This is a genomic window from Pseudomonas saponiphila (assembly GCF_900105185.1).
GTDB lineage: Bacteria > Pseudomonadota > Gammaproteobacteria > Pseudomonadales > Pseudomonadaceae > Aquipseudomonas > Aquipseudomonas saponiphila.
Genome location: NZ_FNTJ01000002.1, coordinates 840478 through 862479, shown reverse-complemented (window position 1 = coordinate 862479; position 22002 = coordinate 840478). Strand labels below are relative to the sequence as shown.

Genomic DNA, 22002 nt, shown 5'->3' with positions numbered 1-22002 from the left:
CGCGCAAGCCGCGCACATCCGAGGTAGGTTCAATGTCCCTGCGTACCCTGAATATCGCTCCGAGGGCATTCCTCGGCTTTGCCCTGATAGGTTGCCTGATGCTGTTTCTGGGGATCTTTGCCCTGAACCAGATGAGCAAGATCCGCGCGGCGACCGAACGCATCACCCAGGACACCCTCCCCAGCATCAAGAGCGTCGACGACTTCACCCAACTGAGCCTGCGCCTGCGGGTCCAGGCCTATCGATTGCTGCTCAACCGCGATCCCCAGGAGCAGCAGCAGACCCTGAACGCCATCAACGAGCGCAATCGGAAAATCGACGAAACCCGGACCCAGTACCTGCCCCTGATCAGCAGCCCGGACGAGCAGGCCGTTTACGATCAGTATGTCGAGCTGCTGACCCATCATCGCCAGCTGGAACAGCAACTGATCGAGCTTTCGCACGACAATCAGCTCGACAGCATGCAAAAACTGCTGAACCACGAACTGATGGACAGCGCCGAGAAGATCAGCGCGACCCTCAACCAACTGGTGCAGATCAACACCCAGTACTCCAGCACCGCCGATCAGGAGGCCGCCGCGCAATACCGCACCGCCGTCAATCTGGTGGTGACCCTGCTGGTGCTGGCCAGCGCCCTGACCCTGCTGTTCGCCTGGCGCCTGATTCGCAGCATTACCCTGCCGATCGCCAATGCCCTGCATGCGGCCGAAACCATTGCCGAAGGCAACCTGAGCCAACCGATCCGCGTCGATGCCCGGGACGAAGCCGGCCGCCTGTTGCAGGCCATGCTCACCATGCAGGAAAAACTGCGCGACACCCTGCAACGCATTACCGCCTCCGCCGGCCAGCTGGCCTCGGCGGCCGAGGAGCTCAACAGCGTCACCGACGAAAGCGCCCGCGGCCTGACCCAGCAGAACAACGAAATCGAACAGGCCGCCACCGCGGTCAATGAAATGACCAGCGCCGTGGAAGAAGTGGCACGCAATGCCGTCAGCACTTCTGAAGCCTCGCAGAACGCCACCCAGTCCGCCGGCGACGGACGGGACATGGTTCAGGAAACCGTCGCCGCCATCGAACGCATGACCGGCGACGTGCAAAGCACCGCCAGCCTGATTGGCGACCTGGCCAACGAGTCCCGGGACATCGGCAAGGTGCTGGACGTGATCCGCGGCCTGGCCGATCAGACCAACCTGCTGGCCCTCAACGCGGCCATCGAGGCCGCCCGGGCCGGTGAAGCCGGTCGCGGCTTTGCCGTGGTCGCCGACGAGGTCCGCGCCCTGGCCCACCGTACCCAGCAGTCCACCAGCGAAATCGAACGCATGATCGGCAGCATCCAGAGCGGCACCGAGCATGCCGTGAACTCGATGCGCAACAGCACCGAGCGCGCCGAATCGACCCTGAACATCGCCCGTGGCGCCGGCCTGTCCCTGGACACCATCAACAGCGCCATCATCCAGATCAACGAACGCAACCTGGTGATCGCCAGCGCCGCCGAAGAACAGGCCCAGGTGGCCCGGGAAGTGGACCGCAACCTGGTGAACATCCGCGACCTGTCGGTGCAATCCACCACCGGGGCCAACCAGACCCGTTCCGCCAGCAGCGAGTTGTCGGTCCTGGCCGTCGATCTGAACAATCTGGTGACCCGGTTCCAGCTGTAAAACCGCCTGCCTGCCCGGCTCCAGCTCTCTATTGCGGGGCTGGTGCCGGCATCGCCGGTGGTAGGCGCCCCCGGGACGGGGCGCAACCAAGCGGCTAAATCCGCGGCAAGACTCAAGACTTTAGTCGTACGACCGATAAGTCACGGTAGATCAGTCTCAAGCCCCGCACGGATGCGCCTTCTTTGGTACCTACCATGTCCCTTCGCAATATGAATATCGCTCCGCGGGCCTTCCTCGGCTTTGCCATGATCGGCGGCTTGATGCTGATCCTGGGAGTGTTCGCCCTGAACCAGATGAGCAAGATCCGCGGTGCCGCCGAGGACATCACCCGGAGCAGCGTGCCGAGCATCAAGAGCCTCGATGAGTTCACCCAGCTGACCCTGCGCCTGCGGGTGCTGTCCTACCGTTTGCTGGTCAACCGCGAGCCGGATGTCCAGCAAAAGACCGTGGAACTGCTGGATATGCGCAACCAGCAGATCCGCACGGCCCAGACCACCTATGAAAAGCTGATCAGCAGCCCGGCGGAAAAAGCCGCCTACGACCAGTACGTGCAGCTGCTGGGCCAGTACCGGCAGATCGAAGAGCGGATGAAGAGCCTGTCGCGCAGCAATCAGGTGGACGAGTTGCGCAACCTGCTCAACACCGACCTGCTGAACAACTCCGAAGCCATGAACACCGTGCTCAACCGCCTGCTAGAGATCAACACCCAGCAGACCCTGGACACCAACCAGCAAGCCGCCGAGCAGTACTCCTCGGCCTTCACCCTGGTGGTGACGCTGCTGGTGCTGGCCACCGCCCTGACCCTGCTGTTCGCCTGGCTGCTGACCCGCAGCATCACCTTGCCGATCGCCAACGCCCTGAGCGCCGCCGAAGAGATCGCCGAAGGCAACCTGACCCGGCCGATCCGGGTCGACGGCAGCGACGAGGCCGGGCGCCTGTTGCAGGCCATGGCCAAGATGCAGGAAAAACTGCGCGACACCCTGCAACGCATCTCCGGCTCCGCCACCCAGTTGGCCTCGGCAGCCGAAGAGCTCAACAGCGTCACCGAGGAAAGCGCCCGCGGCCTGACCCAGCAGAACAACGAGATCGAGCAAGCCGCAACGGCAGTCAATGAAATGACCAGCGCCGTGGAAGAAGTGGCGCGCAACGCCGTCAGCACCTCCGAAGCCTCGAAGAACGCCACCACCTCGGCCGGCGATGGCCGCGACCTGGTGCAGGAAACCGTCGCGGCCATCGAACGCATGAGCTCCGATGTACAGAGCACCGCCAGCCTGATCGGCGACCTGGCCAACGAATCCCGGGACATCGGCAAGGTACTGGACGTGATCCGCGGCCTGGCCGACCAGACCAACCTGCTGGCCCTCAACGCGGCCATCGAGGCCGCCCGGGCCGGTGAAGCCGGTCGCGGCTTTGCCGTGGTCGCCGACGAAGTGCGAGCCCTGGCCCATCGCACCCAACAGTCCACCAGCGAAATCGAACGCATGATCGGCAGCATCCAGAGCGGCACCGAGCATGCCGTGGACTCGATGCGCAACAGCACCGAACGCGCCGAATCGACCTTGAACATCGCCCGTGGCGCCGGCCTGTCCCTGGACACCATCAACAGCGCCATCATCGAGATCAACGAACGCAACCTGGTGATCGCCAGCGCCGCCGAGGAACAGGCCCAAGTGGCCCGGGAAGTGGACCGCAACCTGGTCAACATCCGCGACTTGTCGGTGCAGTCGGCCACCGGTGCCAACCAGACCAGTGCAGCCAGCAACGAGCTGTCGCGCCTGGCCGTTGACCTCAACAGCCTGGTGGCGCGCTTCAGCCTTTGAAGCGCCGGACCAGGCTCGGCAAAGCCCCGGCGCACAGCTGTTGCGCCGGGTCGGCCGCGGTCATTGAAAGCTTTTTGACAGCGGCACATTTCAACAGGTTAGAATCGCTGGCACGCAGACTGCATGGTCAGTTTGCGCCCGCCTTTTACACCCTGGAGTACTGCCTTTGAATGCGACGACCATCAACAGCCTGTTCTTGATCGGCGCGTTGCTGGTAGGTGCGAGCATTCTGGTGAGCTCACTTTCGTCGCGCCTGGGCATCCCGATCCTGGTGATCATCCTCGCCGTGGGCATGACCGCCGGGGTCGACGGCGGCGGCATCATCTTCAACAACTACCCGACCGCCTACCTGGTGGGCAACCTGGCCCTGGCCGTGATCCTGCTGGACGGCGGCCTGCGCACCCGGGTCGCGAGTTTCCGCGTGGCCCTGTGGCCGGCGCTGTCCCTGGCCACGGTGGGGGTGCTGATCACCACCGGGCTGACCGGCATGGCCGCGGCCTGGCTGTTCGACCTCAACCTGATCCAGGGCCTGCTGATCGGCGCCATCGTCGGCTCCACCGACGCCGCGGCGGTGTTCTCGCTGCTGGGGGGCAAGGGCCTCAACGAACGGGTCACCGCCAGCCTGGAGATTGAGTCCGGCAGTAACGATCCGATGGCGGTGTTTCTCACCGTGACCCTGATCGACATGCTCGCCAGCGGCCACACCGGCCTGCACTGGGGCCTGCTGGGGGACCTGATCCGCGAATTCGGCATCGGCGCGGTGATCGGCCTGGGCGGCGGCTGGCTGATGCTGCAACTGGTCAACCGCATCCACCTGGCCAACGGCCTGTACCCGATCCTGGTGATCGCCGGCGGTCTGGTGGTCTTTGCCCTGACCAACGCCCTGCACGGCAGCGGCTTCCTGGCGGTGTACCTGTGCGGCCTGATGATCGGCAACCGCCCGGTGCGCAGCCGCCACGGCATCCTGCACATGCTCGACGGCATGGCCTGGCTGGCACAGATCGGCATGTTCCTGGTGCTGGGGCTGCTGGTTACCCCGCACGACCTGCTGCCCATCGCCCTGCCGGCCCTGGGCCTGGCGCTGTGGATGATCCTGTTCGCCCGGCCGCTGTCGGTGCTGGTGGGCCTGGCGCCGTTCAAGGCCTTCCACGGCCGGGAAAAGGCCTTTATCTCCTGGGTCGGCCTGCGCGGCGCGGTGCCGATCATTCTCGCGGTGTTCCCGTTGATGGCCGGGCTGCCCAACGCCCAGCTGTACTTCAACCTGGCGTTCTTCATCGTGCTGATCTCGCTGCTGGTGCAGGGCACCAGCCTGCCGTGGGTGGCCAAGTGGCTGAAGGTCACGGTGCCGCCGGACCCGGCGCCGATCTCCCGGTCGGCCCTGGAAGTCCATGTCACCAGCGAATGGGAGATGTTCGTCTACCGCCTGGGAGCGGAGAAATGGTGCATCGGCGCCGCCCTGCGGGAACTGAAGATGCCCGAGGGCACGCGGATCGCCGCGCTGTTTCGCGGCCAGCAACTGCTCCATCCGTCGGGTAGTACCGTGCTTGAAGCCGATGACTTGCTGTGCGTGATCGGCCATGAACACAACCTGCCGGCCCTGGGCAAACTCTTCAGCCAGGCGCCGGAACGTGGCCTGGACCTGCGCTTCTTCGGCGACTTCGTCCTCGAAGGCGACGCCCAGCTGGGCGCGGTGTCGGCGCTCTACGGGCTCAAGCTCGACGGCCAGGACGCGGACATGCCGCTGGGGGCGTTCATCGCCCAGAAGGTCGGCGGCGCGCCGGTGGTCGGCGACCAGGTGGAATGGAACAACACCATCTGGACCGTGGCGGTGATGGACGGGAACAAGATCGGCAAGGTGGGCGTCAGATTCCCCGAAGGAAGTCGCCCCGGCCCCGGACTCTTCCTCTAAACTCGGGAGCGCATCAGCCGCCAGTATGGCGCTCCCCCTTTTCCTGATTGCCTGACCGACTTCTATGCCTACCCTGCAGAAACTTTTCGCCATTGCCCTGCTGGGCCTGAGTCTTTCCGTTGGCGCCGCACAGGGCGGCGACCCGCCCAGCACCGAAGCGGTGCAACAAAGCCTGGACAAGATCGCCGAGCGCAAGCTGCCGGAGGCCGATCAGAAGGCACTGCAAACGGTGTTGCAGAACACCCTGAACCAGCTCAACAACAAGCAGGACTACGAGCGGCGCCTGGCCGAACTCAAGCAGCAGTTGCTCAATGCGCCACGCCTGACCAGCGAAAACCAGCGTGAACTGGTGCGCCTCAAGGCCAGCAAGGTGCTGCCGGTGGCGCAGCGCTACGCGGCAATGTCGGTGGCCCAACTGGAGCAGTTGCTGGCCGAACGCAGCACCAACCAGAGCGACCTGCAAAAGGCCCTTTCGGACGCCAACAGCCTGATCATCACCGCCCAGACCCGCCCCGAGCGGGCCCAGGCCGAGATCAGCAACAGCCAGACCCGCATCCTGCAGATCAATGCCGCGCTCAAGGCCGGCAGGGACGGTGGCAAGCTGCTCAGCAGCGACCAGCGCAACCTGCTGAATGCCGAGCTGGCGGCGCTCAATGCCCTGATTCCGCTGCGCCGCCAGGAACTGGCCGGCAACAGCCAACTGCAGGACCTGGGTAACAGCCAGCACGACCTGCTGGTGGAGAAGACCGCGCGTCTGGAGCAGGAAATCCAGGATCTGCAGACCCTGATCAACCAGAAGCGCCTGGCCCAGTCCCAGGAAACCGTGACCCAGCAGTCGATCGAGGCCCAGAAGGCCGGCAGCAGCAGCCTGCTGGCCACCGAGAGCGCCACCAACCTCAAGCTCTCCGACTACCTGCTGATGAGCACCGACCGCCTCAACGAGCAGACCCAGCGCAACCTGCAGACCAAGCAGCAGCTCGACAGCGTGACCCAGAGCGACGCCGCCCTGGACGAGCAGATCAGCGTGCTCAAGGGCAGCCTGCTGCTGTCGAAGATCCTCTACAAGCAGAAGCAGGCCCTGCCACGGCTGAAACTGGACCGCGGCCTGGCTGATGAAATCGCCGATATCCGCCTCTATCAGTTCGAGGTCAACCAGCAGCGCGAACTGCTCAGCAGCCCCAGCACCTACGTCGATAACCTGCTCAAGAGCCAGCCGGCCGAGCAGGCCACGCCGCAGTTGCGCAAGACCCTGATCGACCTGGCGACCACCCGGATCGACCTGCTGGACCGCCTGAATCGCGAGCTCAGCGCCCTGCTCAACGAATCCATCACCCTGCAGCTGAACCAGAAGCAGCTGCTGGTCACCTCGCAGAACCTGCGGGCCACCCTCGACGAGCAGATGTTCTGGATTCCCAGCAACAAACCGCTGGACGCCGAATGGCTGCACGACGTTCCCGAGCGCCTGCAGAACCAGGTGACCACCCTGCCCTGGGCATCCAGCTTCAGCGAGCTGACCGACGGCCTGGTGCAGCGACCGCTGCTGTTCCTGCCGCTGCTGCTGGTGATCGGCGCCCTGCTGTGGCGCCGCAAGAACCTCTATGCGCGCCTGAACAAGGTGCACAAGGACATCGGCCACTTCAAACGCGACAGCCAGTGGCACACGCCCCTGGCGATCCTGGTGAACATTCTGCTGGCGATGCCGGTGGCCCTGGCCCTGGCCCTGTGCGGCTATGCCCTGCAGATCGACGCCCGCGGGCAGAACGCCACACTGGGCGCGGCACTGCTGCAGATCGCCCAGGCCTGGCTGGTGTTCTACACCTCCTACCGGATACTCGCCCCCGGCGGCGTGGCCGAACTGCATTTCCGCTGGGAGAGGCCCCAGGTGGAGTTTCTCCGCGGCTGGATCCGGCGCCTGGGACTGGTGGTCCTGGCCCTGGTAGCGGTGGTTTCGGTGGCCGAGCTGCAACCCGCAGCACTGGCCGACGACGTGCTGGGCATCGCCGTGGTGCTGACCTGCTACGCGCTGATGGCCTGGCTGTTGAGCCGGTTGCTGTTGAGCAGCCCGACCCACCAGAACGCCTCGCTGTTCCGCAAGGCGGTGGGCGTGCTTTTCACCCTGCTGCCCATCGCCCTGTTCATCGCCGTGTGCTTCGGCTACTACTACACCGCGCTGAAACTCAGCGACCGCCTGATCAACACCCTGTACCTGCTGATGCTCTGGCTGGTGGTCGAGGCCACTTTCGTCCGCGGCCTTGCCGTGGCGGCGCGGCGCCTGGCCTACCAGCGGGCGCTGAGCAAGCGCCAGGCGGCCAAGGAAGCGGGGGAAAGCGGCGAGGCCGTGGTCGAGGAACCGACCATGGACATCGAGAAGGTCAACGAACAGTCCCTGCGCCTGATCCGCCTGGCCCTGTTGGGCGGCTTCATGGTGGCGCTGTACTGGGTCTGGGCCGACCTGATCACCGTGTTCTCGTACCTGGACCGGGTCACCCTGTACGAATACACCAGCGGCACCGGCGCCAACATGAGCATGGTGCCCATCAGCATCGGCGATATGCTCGGGGCGCTGATCATAGTCGGCATCACCTTCGCCCTGGCGCGCAACCTGCCGGGGCTGCTGGAGGTGCTGGTGCTGTCCAAGCTGAACCTGGCCCAGGGCAGCGCCTACGCCACCACCACCCTGCTGTCCTATGCCATCGCCGGGATAGGTTTCGTCGCCACCCTTTCGACCCTCGGGGTCAGCTGGGACAAGTTGCAATGGCTGGTAGCGGCCCTATCCGTCGGCCTGGGCTTCGGCATGCAGGCGATCTTCGCCAACTTCATCTCCGGCATCATCATCCTGTTCGAGCGGCCGGTGCGGATCGGCGACACCATCACCATCGGCAACCTGTCGGGCACGGTGAGCAAGATCCGCATCCGCGCCACCACCATCACCGACTTCGACCGCAAGGACATCATCGTCCCCAACCAGACCTTCATCACCGGGCAGTTGATCAACTGGTCGCTGACCGACACCGTGACCCGGGTGACCCTCAAGCTCGGCGTCGACTACGGCTCGGACCTGGACCTGGTCAAGGAACTGCTGCTCAAGGCCGCCCGGGACAACCCGCGGGTGCTCAAGGAACCCGAGCCTCAGGTGTACTTCCTCAACTTCGGCGAAAGCACCCTGGACCACGAACTGCGCATGCACGTGCGCGAGCTGGGGGATCGCAACCCGGTGGTGGACGAGGTCAACCGCTTCATCAACCGCGAGTTCAAGAAGAACCACATCAACATCTCGTTCCGGCAGATGGAGGTGTACCTGAAGAACCTCCACGGCCAGGAGTACAAGATGGTGCCGATCGAGGCCGACGGCAGCATCGCGTCCAAGGACAAGAGCGCACCCGAACCACCACCGAGCAAACTCGACTAAGGCGTCTTTGCCCAGCAGAATGCTCGGACATTCTGCTGGGAGATGGCCGTTGAAAGCCCTCGACGAACTGACCTTCGACAACCGCTTCGCCCGCCTGGGCGACGCCTTCTCGACCCACGTACTGCCCGAACCCCTCGACAACCCCAGGCTGGTGGCCGCCAGCCCGGCGGCCATGGCGCTGCTGGACCTGGACCCGGCCGTGGCCGAAAGCCCAGTGTTCGCCGAGCTGTTCGGCGGGCACAAGCTGTGGGCCGAGGCCGAGCCCCGGGCCATGGTCTATTCCGGGCATCAGTTCGGCTCCTACAACCCGCAACTGGGGGACGGTCGCGGCCTGTTGCTGGGCGAGGTCTACAACCAGGCGGGGGAACACTGGGACCTGCACCTGAAGGGCGCCGGACAGACGCCCTACTCGCGCATGGGCGATGGTCGCGCCGTGTTGCGCTCGTCGATCCGCGAGTTCCTCGCCTCCGAGGCCCTGCATGCCCTGGGCATTCCCAGCAGCCGCGCGCTGTGCGTGATTGGCTCCGACACCCCGGTATGGCGCGAGAAGCAGGAACGCGGGGCAATGGTCCTGCGCCTGGCGCCGAGCCATGTCCGCTTCGGCCATTTCGAGTATTTCTACTACACCAAGAAAGCCGAACAGCAGAAGCAGCTGGGGGAGCATGTGCTGGCCCTGCACTTCCCCGAGTGCCTGGAGCAGCCGGAACCCTACCTGGCGATGTTTCGCGAGATCGTCGAGCGCAATGCCGAGCTGATCGCCAAATGGCAGGCCTACGGTTTCTGCCACGGTGTGATGAACACCGACAACATGTCGATCCTGGGCATCACCTTCGACTTCGGCCCGTTCGCCTTCCTCGATGATTTCGACGCCCATTTCATCTGCAACCACTCCGATGACCAGGGGCGCTATTCCTTCAGCAACCAGGTGCCCGTCGGCCAGTGGAACCTCAGCGCCCTGGCCCAGGCCCTGACGCCGTTCATCAGCGTAGAGGCGCTACGGGAAAGTCTCGGCCTGTTCCTGCCGCTGTATCAGGCCCACTATCTGGACCTGATGCGTCGGCGCCTGGGCTTCACCCAGGCCGAGGACGACGATCAGAAACTTGTGGAACGCCTGCTGCAACTGATGCAGAACAGCGGCGTGGACTACAGCCTGTTCTTCCGCCGCCTGGGGGACGAGGCACCGGAGCTGGCGCTGGCCCGGCTGCGGGACGATTTCGTCGACCGCAACGGCTTCGATGCCTGGGCCGGGCAATACCGGGAACGGGTCGCCCGGGATCCGATCCAGAGCCAGGACCTGCGCCGGCAGCGCATGCACGCGGTCAATCCGCTGTACATCCTGCGCAACTATTTGGCGCAGAAAGCCATCGACGCCGCCGAGTCGGGGGACTACTCGGAAGTGCGGCGCCTGCATCAGGTGCTGAGCCGGCCTTTTGAGGAGCAAGAGGGCATGCAAGGGTATGCCGAACGTCCCCCAGAGTGGGGCAAGCACCTGGAGATCAGTTGCTCGTCCTGAGTCAGACGAAGATCTCCATCGACACCTTGAAGCGCTCGGCCAGCCAGCGGATTTGCCGCAGGTTGAGCTGGCGCTTGCCGCTGAGCACTTCCGACACCACCGATTGCGCGCCCACCCCGGGCAGGTCGCTTTGAGACAGGCCATGTTCACGCATCAACGAACGTAGAACCTCCACCGCACTGACCGCCGGCATCGGATGATGCTCTTCGTCGTAGGCCTCGATCCAGTCACCGATGATGTCCACCAGCGAAGCCAGTGGGTGCGATTCGTCTTCGCCCATGATGTCCAACAGCTCATCGAGTGCCAGGGCCAGGGCGTCGTAATCGGCCTCGCTCTTGGGCTTGCGCAATATGGGCGCAACGAACTGCCAGTGCTCCGCCGCTTGCCTAACCTGAAGACTCATTGTGATTCCTCCTTCCACAGCCCCTTGTCGTATTCGCCGTGATCCAGCACATGCCTGATATAGAGGCGCTGCCCTCCATAACGCACGATTGCGATCAGTCTCAGTTTGTTGCCGCCAATATCAAAAACATGAAAGCGCCCGACCTTGTCTAGCACCGGGAACAAAGCCTTCATGTCGGAGAAATCAGCCGGCCTGGCGCCTTTGGCCTTGCGGTACCAGGTATCCAGTGCCCGCGCGACTTGCGGCCATTGCTCCTTGGCCTGCCGGATACGTTTTGCGGTGATGATGTGCATGCAATGTCCCTATCGCATAGTGCTATTAACGTTAGATGCGAGCATTAGGTATCTCAAGATGCTATGCCCGCGGCCAGACCAGCGGCGCTCACGTGCTTAAAGCCTAGACAGCCAACGAACGGGCTTGCCGAGCAGTGTGTGAGCGATTGCGACGGACTCATGAGCTTCGACCAACGCCTCGGCCGTGGTGCAGAAAAGCGCCAAACACAAGATGGCGCATGGACCCGTCGGCAGCGGATACGGATAATGCGCCCCCCGGATGTCCAGTGCCTGCAAGGATGCGCATGAACCTGTTTCTCAACCCGGTCATCGTGGCTTTGCTGGTCGTCAGCCAGGGGGCGGTCGTCATCTGCCTGAGCCGCCGCCCCAAGCACCGCCTGGCCCCGTGACACGCCGACGGCCTGCCCACTCCACGCCGCGAGCCCTGCTCCCGTCGATCCCCTGCAAGAGCCCACGATGAAACCTCGCTACCTGCTGCTGTTGCCCCTGCTGTTCGTCCTGACCGGGTGCAAGGAAGACTTCGCCACCCTGCACTTCCAGGACTCGGTGCGCTCCGACCCCAAGGCCGGCCCGCAATACTCCGATCAGTTGGTGCACGAGGCGTACAAGCAGAGTATTTACACGGCGCTCGGCGCCCAGGGCCTGGACCCGGATGCCATCGCCCTGGAACGCGACAAGGACGATGACAAAGTGATCCACCTGCGCCTGGTGGACTATTCCCTGAGCCCGGAACAGAGGGGCCGTCTCAGGGCGGTCTTCGAACGAGTCACCGAGGCGCGCAAGGCCAGCTCGATGAACCTGCACCTGGAACTGGACAACGCCCAGGCCAAGGTCACTCCGTCGGGCAGCAGCGACTTGCCGGACAGCATCGACGCCAGCCTGGCGTTCGAGCCGGAGTTCGGCATGCTGCTGGACCGCAGCTACGAAGACAGCATGCAGGCCATCGTCAACGCGAGGGAAATCGAAGGCCCGGTCAGTTGCAAGATCACCGCGCGCCTGAGCATGCCTATGCCCTTGAAACTGGTCGCCTACGAAGCCCTTGAACAGGACAACAGCGAGCGCGGCCTGATCTCCTTGCTGACCCGCAGCGGCAGCATTGCCAAGGTGCCGCTCAAGGTGCATTTCGATGACCCGGACCTGAACCGCCTCATGCAACAAAAAACCGTCCAGGCCTGGCCATCCAGCTCGAAAGTCACCCGGCCCGCCCCCGTGCCCCTTGACGAATTCGCCATTGTCATCGGCTCCATCGGCGTCCAGACCCTGACCTCGGCCCTGCCTTTCGACACCCGCAAGGACGAGCTGCAGGAGCTGTGCAATCAGAAGATGCAGGCCACAGGCCGGCCATTCACCTTTCACATGGGCCGCAGCCTGGATCGCCTGGTCAGCGTCGAACTGGCCGCGCCCAGCCGGTGAACCCGGGGCGGGGGCCAACTTGATATTCACCCCGGGCGCCGCCATCTAAGGCGCTCTACCTATTTGCGGAGCCCATCATGTCCGAGCCACTGCTGATCCCCTGCCCGCACTGCAACGGCCTCAATCGCATTCCCGGCGAACGCCTGGGCGATCACCCCAAGTGCGGACGCTGCAAGGCCGAGGTCTTGCTGAGCAAGCCTTTTGACTTGAAACAGGGCGACTATGCCAGCCAGATCAAGGGCGACCTGCCGTTGCTGGTGGACGTCTGGGCCGACTGGTGCGGACCGTGCAAATCCTTTGCGCCGATCTTCACCCAGGCCGCCGCGCAACTGAGCGGCCGATGCCGGCTGGCCAAGCTCGACAGCGAAGCCAACCCGCAACTGTCGGGGCAATTGGGCATTCGCTCGATTCCCAGCCTGATCCTGTTCAAGAACGGCCGGGAAGTGGCCCGGCAAAGCGGCGCCTTGCCTTTGCCACAACTCTTGGGCTGGTTGCGCAGCCAGGGGATCTGAGCCGCAGGGCCGACCCTGCGCTCACGACAGGTTGAAGATCAGGAGTTTTCCAGCAGGTTGTGCAGGTCGACGAACTGCTGGGTCAGCTTGTGCCGTGGGTCGAGATGGATCAGCGGCATGCTGGCCTGATGCGATTCACGCATGCGCACCGAACTGCCCAGGTACACCGGCAGCACCGGCAGGCCCTCGCTGATCAGCTCGTCGAGCATCTGCTGCGGCAGGCTGGCCCGAGCCTGGAACTGGTTGACCACGATGCCCTCGACCTCCAGCTCCTCGTTGTGGTCTTCCTTCAACTCTTCGATCTCCGCCAGCAGGCCATACAGCGCCTGCCGGGAAAAACTGTCGCAGTCGAAGGGAATAAGCACGCGATCAGCGGCGATCAGCGCCGATACCGCGTAGAAATTCAGGGCCGGCGGGGTGTCCAGGTAGATCCGGTCGTAATCCTCGGCCAACTCGTCCAGCAATTTGCGCAGCTTGTTGATCTTGTGCTTGGCCTCCAGCTTGGGCTGCAGGTCCGCCAGTTCCGCGGTGGCCGTGACCACGTGCAGGTTGTCGAAGGGCGTTTCGTAGATATCCACCTGGTTCTTCTTGGCGAACGGCCCCGACGACAGGGTCTGCTTGAAGAAGTCGGCAATGCCCATGGGAATGTCCTCGCCGGTCAGGCCGGTGAGGTACTGGGTCGAGTTGGCCTGGGCATCCAGGTCCACCAGCAAGGTGCGATAGCCCTCGCTGGCGCTGACCGCCGCCAGATTGCAGGCAATGCTGGATTTGCCGACGCCACCTTTCTGATTGAACACCACACGCCGCATGTCTAGACCTCCCTGTATCAAAGATCACCGAGTGTAGTAGGCCTCGTCTGCCCTTAGCTACCTCGACAGCGCAAGAGTTTGCGCAGTCCCGGCGCCGCTGGGCCGGGCCCGACAAGGGCTTGGCCACGGCGGCTTGCGCCCGGAGCGGACCTCGATAGTGGCAAATAGACACATTCGCTCAGGGTGCATTCGGCGCTTTTGCGACCAACAACCCAAGCAGCATTTGCTACAAGCCAGTCGCACCGGGATAATGCGCGCCACTGACGCCTTCGCGTCACTCAGGTCAATCGCCAATCGAAGCGATACACCGCGTCAAGGAAGCCCGCAGGGGCGGGATGAAATCAAGTGATCAAGTTCAACATCGCTCAATGGCGTGCGTGGGCCCCTGGGCTCGAAAGCGTGGACGCCTGGCAGGCCTGGAGCCACCAGCCGACCCTGCCGCAAAGCAGCGATGCCGCTCCCGATGTGTCCTTTCTGCCCGCCATGCAACGGCGGCGCCTCAGCCGCCTGGCGCGCATGGCCTTCAGCGTCGGCTGGCCCCTGGCCGAGGGCCTGGAACAGTTGCCGCTGGTGTTCATCTCCCGGCATGGCGAAACCCCGCGCACCTTCGAGATCCTCAGCGACCTGGCCGCCGAGCAGCCGCTGTCGCCCACCCAGTTCAGCCTGTCGGTGCACAACGCGGTAATCGGCCTGTGGTCGATCATGCGCGGTGAAACCAGCGAGATGACCGCCCTGGCCGCCGCCGGCGATGGCCTGGAACACGGCCTGCTGGAAGCCGCCACCCTGCTGGCCGAGGGCGCGCCCCACGTGCTCCTGGTCATCACCGAGGAACAGCCGCCCGAAGCCTATGCCAACTGGATCGACGACGTGCCCTTTCCCTACGCCCTGGGCCTGCTGCTGACCCCAGGCGACGACTGGCAGCTGTCCCTGGGCAGCGACGACGGTCAAACCCCCAAGGCCCCGTGGCCCCACGCCTTGAACCTGCTGCGCCTGCTGCTCGGTGCACAGAACACTTGCCAACATGCCTGGATGAATCGTGTATGGACCTGGCAACACCAGCACTGAGCGCCAAGGGCCGCAATGCCTACTACTGGCGCCTGATGGCCACCGCCCTGAGCTTTGCCCTGTTCGGAATAGGTGGTTTGTGCCTGCGCCTGGTGATTTTCCCGCTGCTCGCCTGCCTGCCCGGCGATGCCCACAGCCATCGCCAGCGGGCGCGCAACACCGTCAGCCGACTGTTCTGGCTGTTTATCCGCTTCATGGCCAGGAGCGGCGTGCTCACCTATGAGGTGCAGGGCGCCGAGCGGCTCGGGCGACCGGGGCAGATGATCATCGCCAACCACCCGTCGCTGATCGACGTGGTGTTCCTCATCGGCCTGGTGCGCGACGCCAACTGCGTGGTGAAGCAGAGCCTGTGGAGCAACCCCTTCACCCGCGGCCCGGTGCGCGCCACCCAGTACATCAGCAACGACGGCAGCATGGACATGCTCGATGCGGCCTCCGGGGCACTGCAGGAAGGCCAGACCCTGATCGTCTTTCCCGAAGGCACCCGCACCCAGCCCGGCAGCGCCCCGGCCTTTCATCGGGGAGCCGCGGCCATCGCCCTGCGCGGTGCGAAAATCATCACTCCGGTAGTGATCCGGGTCAGCCCCAGCACCCTGACCAAGGCCGAGCCCTGGTACCGCATCCCATCACGCCGTGTGCACTTCAGTTTTCACGTCGGTGCCGATATAGACCCACAGACCTTTGCCGCCCAAGGCCCGGCGCCCCAGGCTTCGCGCAAGCTCAATGAGCACTTGCACCACTACTTCATTAAGGAGCTCGCCAGAGATGAGCGATACACACCCGGACCTGATGCTTGAAATCAAACTGCTGATCATCGACGCCCTGGGCCTCGAAGACATCAGCGCCCAGGACATCGGCAACGATCAGACGCTGTTCGGCGAAGGCCTCGGCCTGGACTCGGTGGACGCCCTGGAACTGGGCCTGGCGATCCAGAAAAAGTACGGCATCAAGATCGATGCCGACGCCAAGGACACCCGCAACCACTTCAGTAACGTGGCGAGCCTTGCGGCGTTCGTCACTGCAAAACAGGCAGCTTGAGAACCGACCATGCAAACCCGTGACGACATCTTCAACACCCTGCGCGATGCCCTGGTCGAACTCTTCGAACTGGAACCCGAGAGCATCAGCCTGGACTCCAACCTGTACCAGGACCTGGAAATCGACAGCATCGACGCCGTCGACCTGATCGACCACATCAAGCGTCAGACCGGCAAGAAAATCGCCGCCGAGGAATTCAAGTCGGTGCGCACCGTCAACGACGTGGTCGAGGCGGTCTACCGTCTGGTCCAGCCGGCCGCATGAGCCGCCTGATCGGCCTGGGCTTGTTGCTGGCCGGCCTGCTTTACCCCTTCGCGGTGTACTTCGGCATGGAGCACTTCGCTCCCTGGCAGTTCGGCCTGCTGCTGGGCGGCCTGTGGCTGGCCCGGGCGCTGACCGGCGAACGCCGCCCCGGCAGCCTGTGGATGGCCCTGGCAGCGATCGTCTTCTGCCTGCTCCTGGCCTGGTTCGACAACCCGGCGCTGCTGCGCTGGTACCCGGTGCTGATCAGCAGCTTCATGCTCGGCCTGTTCGGCCTGAGCCTGAAATATGGCCCGCCGGTGGCGGAGCGCCTGGCGCGCCTTGGCGAGCCGGACCTGCCGGAGAAAGCCATACGCTATACCCGCCAGGTGACCATCGCCTGGAGTGTGTTTTTTCTCTGTAACGGCGTGCTCGCCGCGGCCCTGACCCTGTGGGCGCCGCTGAGCTGGTGGACGTTGTACAACGGCCTGATCGCCTACGGGCTGATGGGTCTGCTGTTTGCCATTGAATGGCTTTTACGACAACGGGTACGAGGCCGTAGATGAACTGGATTGCCCTTGAGCGGCTGTTGCTCAGGACCCAAGCACCGCGAGTGGTCAGTGCCCAGCCCGGGATCGACCTGCAGAATCTGCAGCAACAGGCCCTGAGCCTGGCCGGCGCCCTGCAACAGCGCGGCGTGACCCGCTTGGCGCTGCACCTGGAAGATGCCGTGGACCTGGCCGTGGCCTTGCTCGGCGCCTGGCGTGCCGGGGTCAGCGTGCTGCTGCCCGCCGACCTGCAGCCCCAGACCCGCCAGCGCTGGGCGGCGGACGTCGACCTGTGGCTGACCGATCAGGACACACCGCTGCAACAGTTGCAGGCCCAGCCCCTGGAACCGGCCGAGCTGGACCTGGACGCCTGCCAGTTGAGCCTGTGCACCTCCGGCTCCAGCGGCGAGCCCAAGCGCATCGACAAAAGCCTGCGCCAGCTGGCCAACGAGGTCAGCGCCCTGGAGCAACTGTGGGGTGCCGACCTGGGCCCGGCCTGGATCATCGGCAGCGTCGCCACCCAGCACATCTACGGCTTGCTGTTCCGCGTGCTCTGGCCGCTGTGCGCCGGACGCCCCTTCGTGCGCCGCCAACTGCCTTTCCCCGAAGACCTGCAACGGGCCAGCCGCGAATGCCCGGCCTTTGCCTGGGTGGCCAGCCCGGCGCTGCTCAAGCGCATGGGCGATAACCTCGACTGGCCGGCCCTGAGCCAGGTACGGCGGGTATTTTCTTCCGGCGGTGCCTTGCCCGCCGACGCCGCCGCCAGCCTGCAACAACGCTTGCAGCAATGGCCAACGGAGATCCTCGGCAGCTCGGAAACCGGCGGCATTGCCTGGCGCCAGGGCGACACCCTGTGGCAGCCCTTTGCCGGTGTCCAACTGAGCCAGGACAGTGACGGCGCGCTGCTGATCGCCTCGCCCTATCTGCCGGCCGGGCATGTCGAACACACCGCCGATGCCGCGCGCATAGCCGCCGACGGTCGCTTCGAACTGCTGGGCCGCCTGGACCGCATCGTCAAACTGGAAGAAAAACGCATCTCCCTGCCCATGCTGGAACAAGCCCTGGAGAGCCACGACTGGGTGGCGGAAGCGCGCCTGGGGGTGGTCGAAGACAATCGCGCCTACCTCGGTGCCCTGCTGGTGCTTAGCGAGTCCGGCCTGCATGCCCTGCGCAACCAGGGCCGGCGTCACCTGACCCAGGCCCTGCGCCAGCACCTGTCCCGGCATTGTGAGGCCCTGGCCCTGCCACGACGCTGGCGCCTGGTGCGGCAACTGCCGCTGAACAACCAGGGCAAGCTGCCCCAGGCCGAGGTCCAGGCCCTGTTGCTGGCGCCGCGTCCGCAAGCCCCGGAAGTGCTGGAGCAGGTGCAGCACGCCGACGAATGGCAACTGCAACTGGCGGTGCCGCCGGACCTGGCCTACTTCAGCGGGCACTTCCCCGCCACCCCGGTGCTGCCGGGGGTCGTGCAAGTGGACTGGGCCCTGGCCCTGGGCCAGCAACTGCTGGAGCTGCCGGGCCGCTTCGCCGGCATGGAAGTGCTGAAGTTCCAGCAACTGGTGCGCCCCGGTGATCGCATCCAGCTCAACCTGCGCTTCGATGCCCAGCGCCAGAAACTGTATTTCGCCTACCTCAATGACGGCGTTCCCTGTTCCAGCGGGCGCATCGTGCTGGAGGCCAGCTGTGGATAAGTTGTCGGGCGTTGAACCCGGGATTCGCTGGCCAGCCAGCGCCTACCGTGCAGGGGCCCGCCTCCATGCATAATCCCTGCGCCGTCATCCCGGTCTACAACCATGAAACCGCCGTGCCCGCGGTAATCGACGCGCTGTTGGCCCGGGGCCTGCCCTGCGTGCTGGTGGACGATGCCAGCAGCCCGGCCTGCGCGGCGGTGCTGGAACAAATGGCCGAGCGCGAGCAGGTGTTCCTGATCCGCCTGGCGATCAACCAGGGCAAGGGCGGCGCGGTCATGGCCGGCCTGCGCGAAGCCGCGCAGCTGGGCTTCAGCCACGCCCTGCAAGTGGACGCCGACGGCCAGCACGACCTCACGGATGTGGATAACTTCATCCAGCGCTCCCAGGCCGATCCCGAGGCGCTGATCTGCGGTTATCCACAGTACGACGCCAGCGTGCCCAAGGGCCGCCTGTATGCCCGCTACCTGACCCATGTCTGGGTCTGGATCAACAGCCTGTCACTGCAGATCCCCGATTCGATGTGCGGCTTCCGGGTCTATCCCCTGCCTGCGGCGCTGGCCCTGATCGACTCGGTGCAACTGGGACGACGCATGGACTTCGACCCGGAGATCCTGGTGCGCCTGTCCTGGCGCAACCAGCCCATGCACTGGCTGCCGACCCGGGTGCACTACCCGCAGGACGGCCTCTCGCACTTTCGCCTGTTCCACGACAACGCGCTGATCTCGAAGATGCACGCCAAGCTGTTCTTCGGCATGTTGGCACGCCTGCCGCTGATCCTCTGGCGCCGGTGGCGCCCATGAGCCAGACGCCTCCCAACCAACATTGGGCCGAGCACCAGGAACGCGGCAGCTTCTGGCTGATGAAGCTCACCGCCTTCGGCGTGCGGGTCCTGGGACGCCGCATCCTGAGCCCGGTGCTGTACGTCATCGTGTTCTATTTCTTCCTGTTCGGCCGCCGCGCCCGGCGCAGCATCTGGCAGTACCAGCAGCGTCTGGCGCAATGGAGCGGACGCGCGGAATTGCACCCCAGCCACTGGCGGGTGTTCGCTCAGTTCATGGCCTTTGCCGATGCCCTGCTGGACAAGCTCGACGTATGGAACGGCAAGCTGCGCATCGAACAGATCGAGATCATCGACCCGGCGATGCTGCGCCACCAACTGCGCGGTGAACGCGGGCAACTGCTGGTGGGCGCGCACCTGGGCAACCTGGAAGTGTGCCGGGCCCTGGCCGAGCTGGGGGAGCAGGTGACCATGAACGTGCTGGTGCACACCAAGCACGCCGAACGCTTCAACCGCCTGCTGGGCGAAGCCGGGGCCAGCCACCTGCGGCTGATCCAGGTCAGCGAGCTGGACCCGGCGATCATGCTGCAACTGAGCCAGCGCCTGGATCGCGGCGAGTGGCTGGCGATTGCCGGCGACCGTGTGCCGCTGCACGGCGGGCGCAATGTGCGGGTGGATTTCCTCGGCCATCCGGCGGCCTTCCCCCAGGGGCCCTGGCTGCTGGCGGGGCTGCTCAAGTGCCCGGTCAACCTGCTGCTGTGCCTGAAACAGCAGGGCCGCTATCAGGTGACCCTCGAACCCTTCGCCGAAGCCGTGCAGTGGAAGCGCAACGACCGCCAGCAGGTGATCGCCCAGTGGACCGCCCGCTACGCCGAGCGCCTGGGCCAGTACTGCCTGCAGGCACCGCAACAATGGTTCAACTTTTACCCATTCTGGAAGACCGATGACGACCTCGACCCATGAGCCGGTAACCTTCGGCGAACACCCCTTGCGCATCGAAGACGTGCTGGCCCTGGCCAACCGCCAGGCGCCGACCCGCCTGCAAGACGACGCCGCCTGGCGCCAGCGGATCGCCAAGGGCGCGCAGTTCCTCGATTCCCTGCTGGACAAGGAAGGGGTGATCTATGGCGTGACCACCGGCTATGGCGACTCCTGCGTGGTGGCGGTGCCGCTGCAACACGTCGAGGCCCTGCCCCGTCATCTGTATACCTTCCACGGCTGCGGCCTGGGCAAGCTGCTGGACGCCCAGGCCACTCGCGCGGTGCTGGCGGCACGCTTGCAGTCGCTGTGCCACGGTGTGTCCGGGGTGCGGGTGGAACTGCTGGAGCGCCTGCAAGCCTTCCTCGACCAGGACATCCTGCCGCTGATCCCCGAAGAGGGCTCGGTGGGCGCCAGCGGCGACCTGACGCCGCTGTCCTATGTGGCGGCGACCCTGTCCGGCGAACGCGAGGTGCTGTTCCGTGGCGAGTGTCGTCAGTCCGCCGACGTGCACCGCGAGCTGGGCTGGGAGCCTTTGGTGCTGCGGCCCAAGGAAGCCCTGGCGCTGATGAACGGCACCGCGGTGATGACCGGGCTGGCCTGCCTGGCCTTCGCCCGCGCCGACTACCTGCTGCACCTGGCGACCCGCATCACTGCCCTCAACGTGGTGGCGCTGCAAGGCAACCCGGAGCACTTCGACGAGCGCCTGTTCGCCGCCAAGCCGCACCCGGGGCAGATGCAAGTGGCCGCGTGGCTGCGCCAGGACCTGGCGATCGACGCGCCGACCGCGCCCCTGCACCGCCTGCAGGACCGCTACTCGCTGCGCTGCGCGCCCCATGTGCTGGGGGTGCTGGCCGACAGCCTGAACTGGCTGCGGAGCTTTATCGAAACCGAACTCAACAGCGCCAACGACAACCCGATCATCGACGCCGAAGCCGAGCGCGTGCTGCACGGCGGGCACTTCTATGGCGGACACATCGCCTTTGCCATGGACAGCCTGAAGAACCTGGTGGCCAACGTCGCCGACCTGCTGGACCGGCAACTGGCGCTGCTGGTGGACGTGCGCTACAACCACGGCCTGCCGAGCAACCTGTCCGGCGCCAGCGCCGAACGCGCCATGCTCAATCACGGCTTCAAGGCGGTGCAGATCGGCGCCAGCGCCTGGACCGCCGAAGCCTTGAAGAACACCCTGCCGGCCAGCGTGTTCTCGCGCTCCACCGAGTGCCACAACCAGGACAAGGTGAGCATGGGCACCATCGCCGCCCGCGACGCCATCCGGGTTCTGGAACTGACCGAACAAGTGGCCGCCGCCACCTTGCTCGCGGCCAACCAGGGGGTCTGGCTGCGCAGCCAGGAAGCCGACGCCCGGCCACTGCCGCCGGCCCTGGATGCCATGCACCGGGAACTGGCCGCGGACTTCGCGCCGGTGATCGAGGACCGCGCCCTGGAGCGCGAACTGCGCCTGTGCCTGCAGCGCATCAGCGAACAACACTGGAGGCTGCATGCGTAGCAAGGGAGTGATCCACGCCGACACCCAGATCCTGGTGCCGTTCTTCGACGTCGACACCATGCACGTCGTCTGGCACGGGCATTACGTCAAGTACCTGGAAGTGGCCCGCTGCGCCCTGCTGGACAAGCTCGGCCACAACTACAACCAGATGCTCGAATCCGGCTACGCCTGGCCGGTGATCGACCTGCAACTGCGCTACGTGCGCGGCGCGGTGTTCGGCCAGACCCTGAACGTGCGCGCCAGCCTGGTGGAGTGGGAGAACCGCCTGAAGATCAACTACCTGATCACCGACCTGGCCAGTGGCGAGCGCCTGACCCGCGCCAGTTCGGTGCAGGTGGCGGTGGAGATCGCCAGCCGGGAAATGCAGCTGGCCTCGCCCAAGGTCTTCACCGACGCCGTGGCGAGGGCCCTACCGTGA

Annotated in this window: 19 protein-coding genes and 3 pseudogenes; 19 read left to right on the top strand and 3 right to left on the bottom strand. The window is 65.0% G+C overall.

All coding sequences use genetic code 11. From position 1 onward, the window contains the following. Positions 1-32: 32 nt before the first annotated feature. The 7 genes and pseudogenes from BLV47_RS37170 to selO form a co-directional block, all read left to right on the top strand. Positions 33-527, top strand: a pseudogene (locus BLV47_RS37170) (MCP four helix bundle domain-containing protein); the annotation flags it as partial. Next, a pseudogene (locus BLV47_RS25860) lies at positions 528-1658 on the top strand (methyl-accepting chemotaxis protein); the annotation flags it as partial. Between the two features lie 194 nt (positions 1659-1852). Beyond that, positions 1853-2623: pseudogene (locus BLV47_RS37165) on the top strand (MCP four helix bundle domain-containing protein); the annotation flags it as partial. After that, positions 2606-3478: a methyl-accepting chemotaxis protein gene (locus BLV47_RS37160; protein WP_371920259.1), complete on the top strand. Its 873-nt coding sequence runs from the start codon at positions 2606-2608 to the stop codon at positions 3476-3478. The pseudogene BLV47_RS37165 and the gene BLV47_RS37160, both read left to right, overlap by 18 nt. 166 nt (positions 3479-3644) lie before the next feature. Next, entirely contained in the window at positions 3645-5387 is a 1743-nt protein-coding gene (locus tag BLV47_RS25850) for a potassium/proton antiporter (protein ID WP_047301248.1), read from the top strand. 64 nt (positions 5388-5451) lie between these two features. Next, positions 5452-8796, top strand: a complete 3345-nt coding sequence (gene mscK, locus BLV47_RS25845) for a mechanosensitive channel MscK (RefSeq protein ID WP_092318963.1) — start codon at positions 5452-5454, stop codon at positions 8794-8796. Between the two features lie 49 nt (positions 8797-8845). Beyond that, the gene (selO, locus tag BLV47_RS25840; RefSeq protein ID WP_092318961.1) at positions 8846-10309 is read left to right on the top strand and encodes a protein adenylyltransferase SelO; all 1464 of its coding nucleotides are present in this window, start codon (positions 8846-8848) and stop codon (positions 10307-10309) included. 1 nt (position 10310) lies between these two features. On the opposite strand, the gene BLV47_RS25835 is transcribed toward selO, so the two are convergent. Together BLV47_RS25835 and BLV47_RS25830 are read right to left on the bottom strand one after the other, a co-directional pair. Next, the gene (locus BLV47_RS25835; protein ID WP_092318959.1) at positions 10311-10712 is read right to left on the bottom strand and encodes a helix-turn-helix domain-containing protein; all 402 of its coding nucleotides are present in this window, start codon (positions 10710-10712) and stop codon (positions 10311-10313) included. Further along, a complete protein-coding gene (locus BLV47_RS25830; RefSeq protein ID WP_092318957.1) occupies positions 10709-11005 on the bottom strand; it encodes a type II toxin-antitoxin system HigB family toxin in 297 nt (98 codons plus the stop codon). The genes BLV47_RS25835 and BLV47_RS25830 overlap by 4 nt, the downstream gene beginning before the upstream one ends. 456 nt (positions 11006-11461) lie before the next feature. Here BLV47_RS25830 and BLV47_RS25825 point away from each other — a divergent pair, with 456 nt between their 5' ends. Both BLV47_RS25825 and trxC read left to right on the top strand, forming a co-directional pair. Further along, the gene (locus BLV47_RS25825) at positions 11462-12418 is read left to right on the top strand and encodes a hypothetical protein (protein WP_092318954.1); all 957 of its coding nucleotides are present in this window, start codon (positions 11462-11464) and stop codon (positions 12416-12418) included. 77 nt (positions 12419-12495) lie between these two features. Then, complete coding sequence (trxC, locus tag BLV47_RS25820; RefSeq protein ID WP_092318952.1) at positions 12496-12930, top strand: thioredoxin TrxC; 435 nt, start codon at positions 12496-12498, stop codon at positions 12928-12930. 38 nt (positions 12931-12968) lie between these two features. On the opposite strand, the gene BLV47_RS25815 is transcribed toward trxC, so the two are convergent. After that, the gene (locus BLV47_RS25815; RefSeq protein WP_092318950.1) at positions 12969-13739 is read right to left on the bottom strand and encodes a ParA family protein; all 771 of its coding nucleotides are present in this window, start codon (positions 13737-13739) and stop codon (positions 12969-12971) included. Positions 13740-14084: 345 nt separating this feature from the next. Between BLV47_RS25815 and BLV47_RS25810 the strand changes: the two genes are divergently transcribed. From BLV47_RS25810 to BLV47_RS25765, 10 genes are all read left to right on the top strand, one after another. Further along, positions 14085-14804: a beta-ketoacyl synthase chain length factor gene (locus BLV47_RS25810; protein ID WP_092318948.1), complete on the top strand. Its 720-nt coding sequence runs from the start codon at positions 14085-14087 to the stop codon at positions 14802-14804. Continuing rightward, positions 14780-15601 (top strand): lysophospholipid acyltransferase family protein, encoded by an 822-nt coding sequence (locus BLV47_RS25805; protein ID WP_092318946.1) that lies wholly within the window; start codon positions 14780-14782, stop codon positions 15599-15601. The genes BLV47_RS25810 and BLV47_RS25805 overlap by 25 nt, the downstream gene beginning before the upstream one ends. Next, the gene (locus tag BLV47_RS25800) at positions 15570-15842 is read left to right on the top strand and encodes a phosphopantetheine-binding protein (protein WP_011058851.1); all 273 of its coding nucleotides are present in this window, start codon (positions 15570-15572) and stop codon (positions 15840-15842) included. Before BLV47_RS25805 ends, BLV47_RS25800 begins: the two co-directional genes overlap by 32 nt. Positions 15843-15851: 9 nt before the next feature. Then, on the top strand, positions 15852-16106 hold the full coding sequence (locus BLV47_RS25795) for an acyl carrier protein (protein ID WP_047301236.1): 255 nt from the start codon (positions 15852-15854) through the stop codon (positions 16104-16106). Beyond that, entirely contained in the window at positions 16103-16648 is a 546-nt protein-coding gene (locus BLV47_RS25790) for a COG4648 family protein (RefSeq protein ID WP_092318944.1), read from the top strand. The genes BLV47_RS25795 and BLV47_RS25790 overlap by 4 nt, the downstream gene beginning before the upstream one ends. Continuing rightward, positions 16645-18318 carry an ApeI family dehydratase gene (locus BLV47_RS25785; protein WP_092318942.1) on the top strand — a complete coding sequence of 558 codons (1674 nt, stop codon included), beginning with the start codon at positions 16645-16647 and terminating at the stop codon, positions 18316-18318. Before BLV47_RS25790 ends, BLV47_RS25785 begins: the two co-directional genes overlap by 4 nt. A 65-nt stretch (positions 18319-18383) precedes the next feature. Continuing rightward, the gene (locus tag BLV47_RS25780) at positions 18384-19118 is read left to right on the top strand and encodes a glycosyltransferase family 2 protein (protein ID WP_092318940.1); all 735 of its coding nucleotides are present in this window, start codon (positions 18384-18386) and stop codon (positions 19116-19118) included. Continuing rightward, a complete protein-coding gene (locus BLV47_RS25775) occupies positions 19115-20059 on the top strand; it encodes an LpxL/LpxP family acyltransferase (protein WP_092318938.1) in 945 nt (314 codons plus the stop codon). The genes BLV47_RS25780 and BLV47_RS25775 overlap by 4 nt, the downstream gene beginning before the upstream one ends. Further along, positions 20040-21584 carry an HAL/PAL/TAL family ammonia-lyase gene (locus BLV47_RS25770; protein WP_092318936.1) on the top strand — a complete coding sequence of 515 codons (1545 nt, stop codon included), beginning with the start codon at positions 20040-20042 and terminating at the stop codon, positions 21582-21584. Before BLV47_RS25775 ends, BLV47_RS25770 begins: the two co-directional genes overlap by 20 nt. Then, complete coding sequence (locus BLV47_RS25765; protein ID WP_092318934.1) at positions 21577-22002, top strand: acyl-CoA thioesterase; 426 nt, start codon at positions 21577-21579, stop codon at positions 22000-22002. The genes BLV47_RS25770 and BLV47_RS25765 overlap by 8 nt, the downstream gene beginning before the upstream one ends.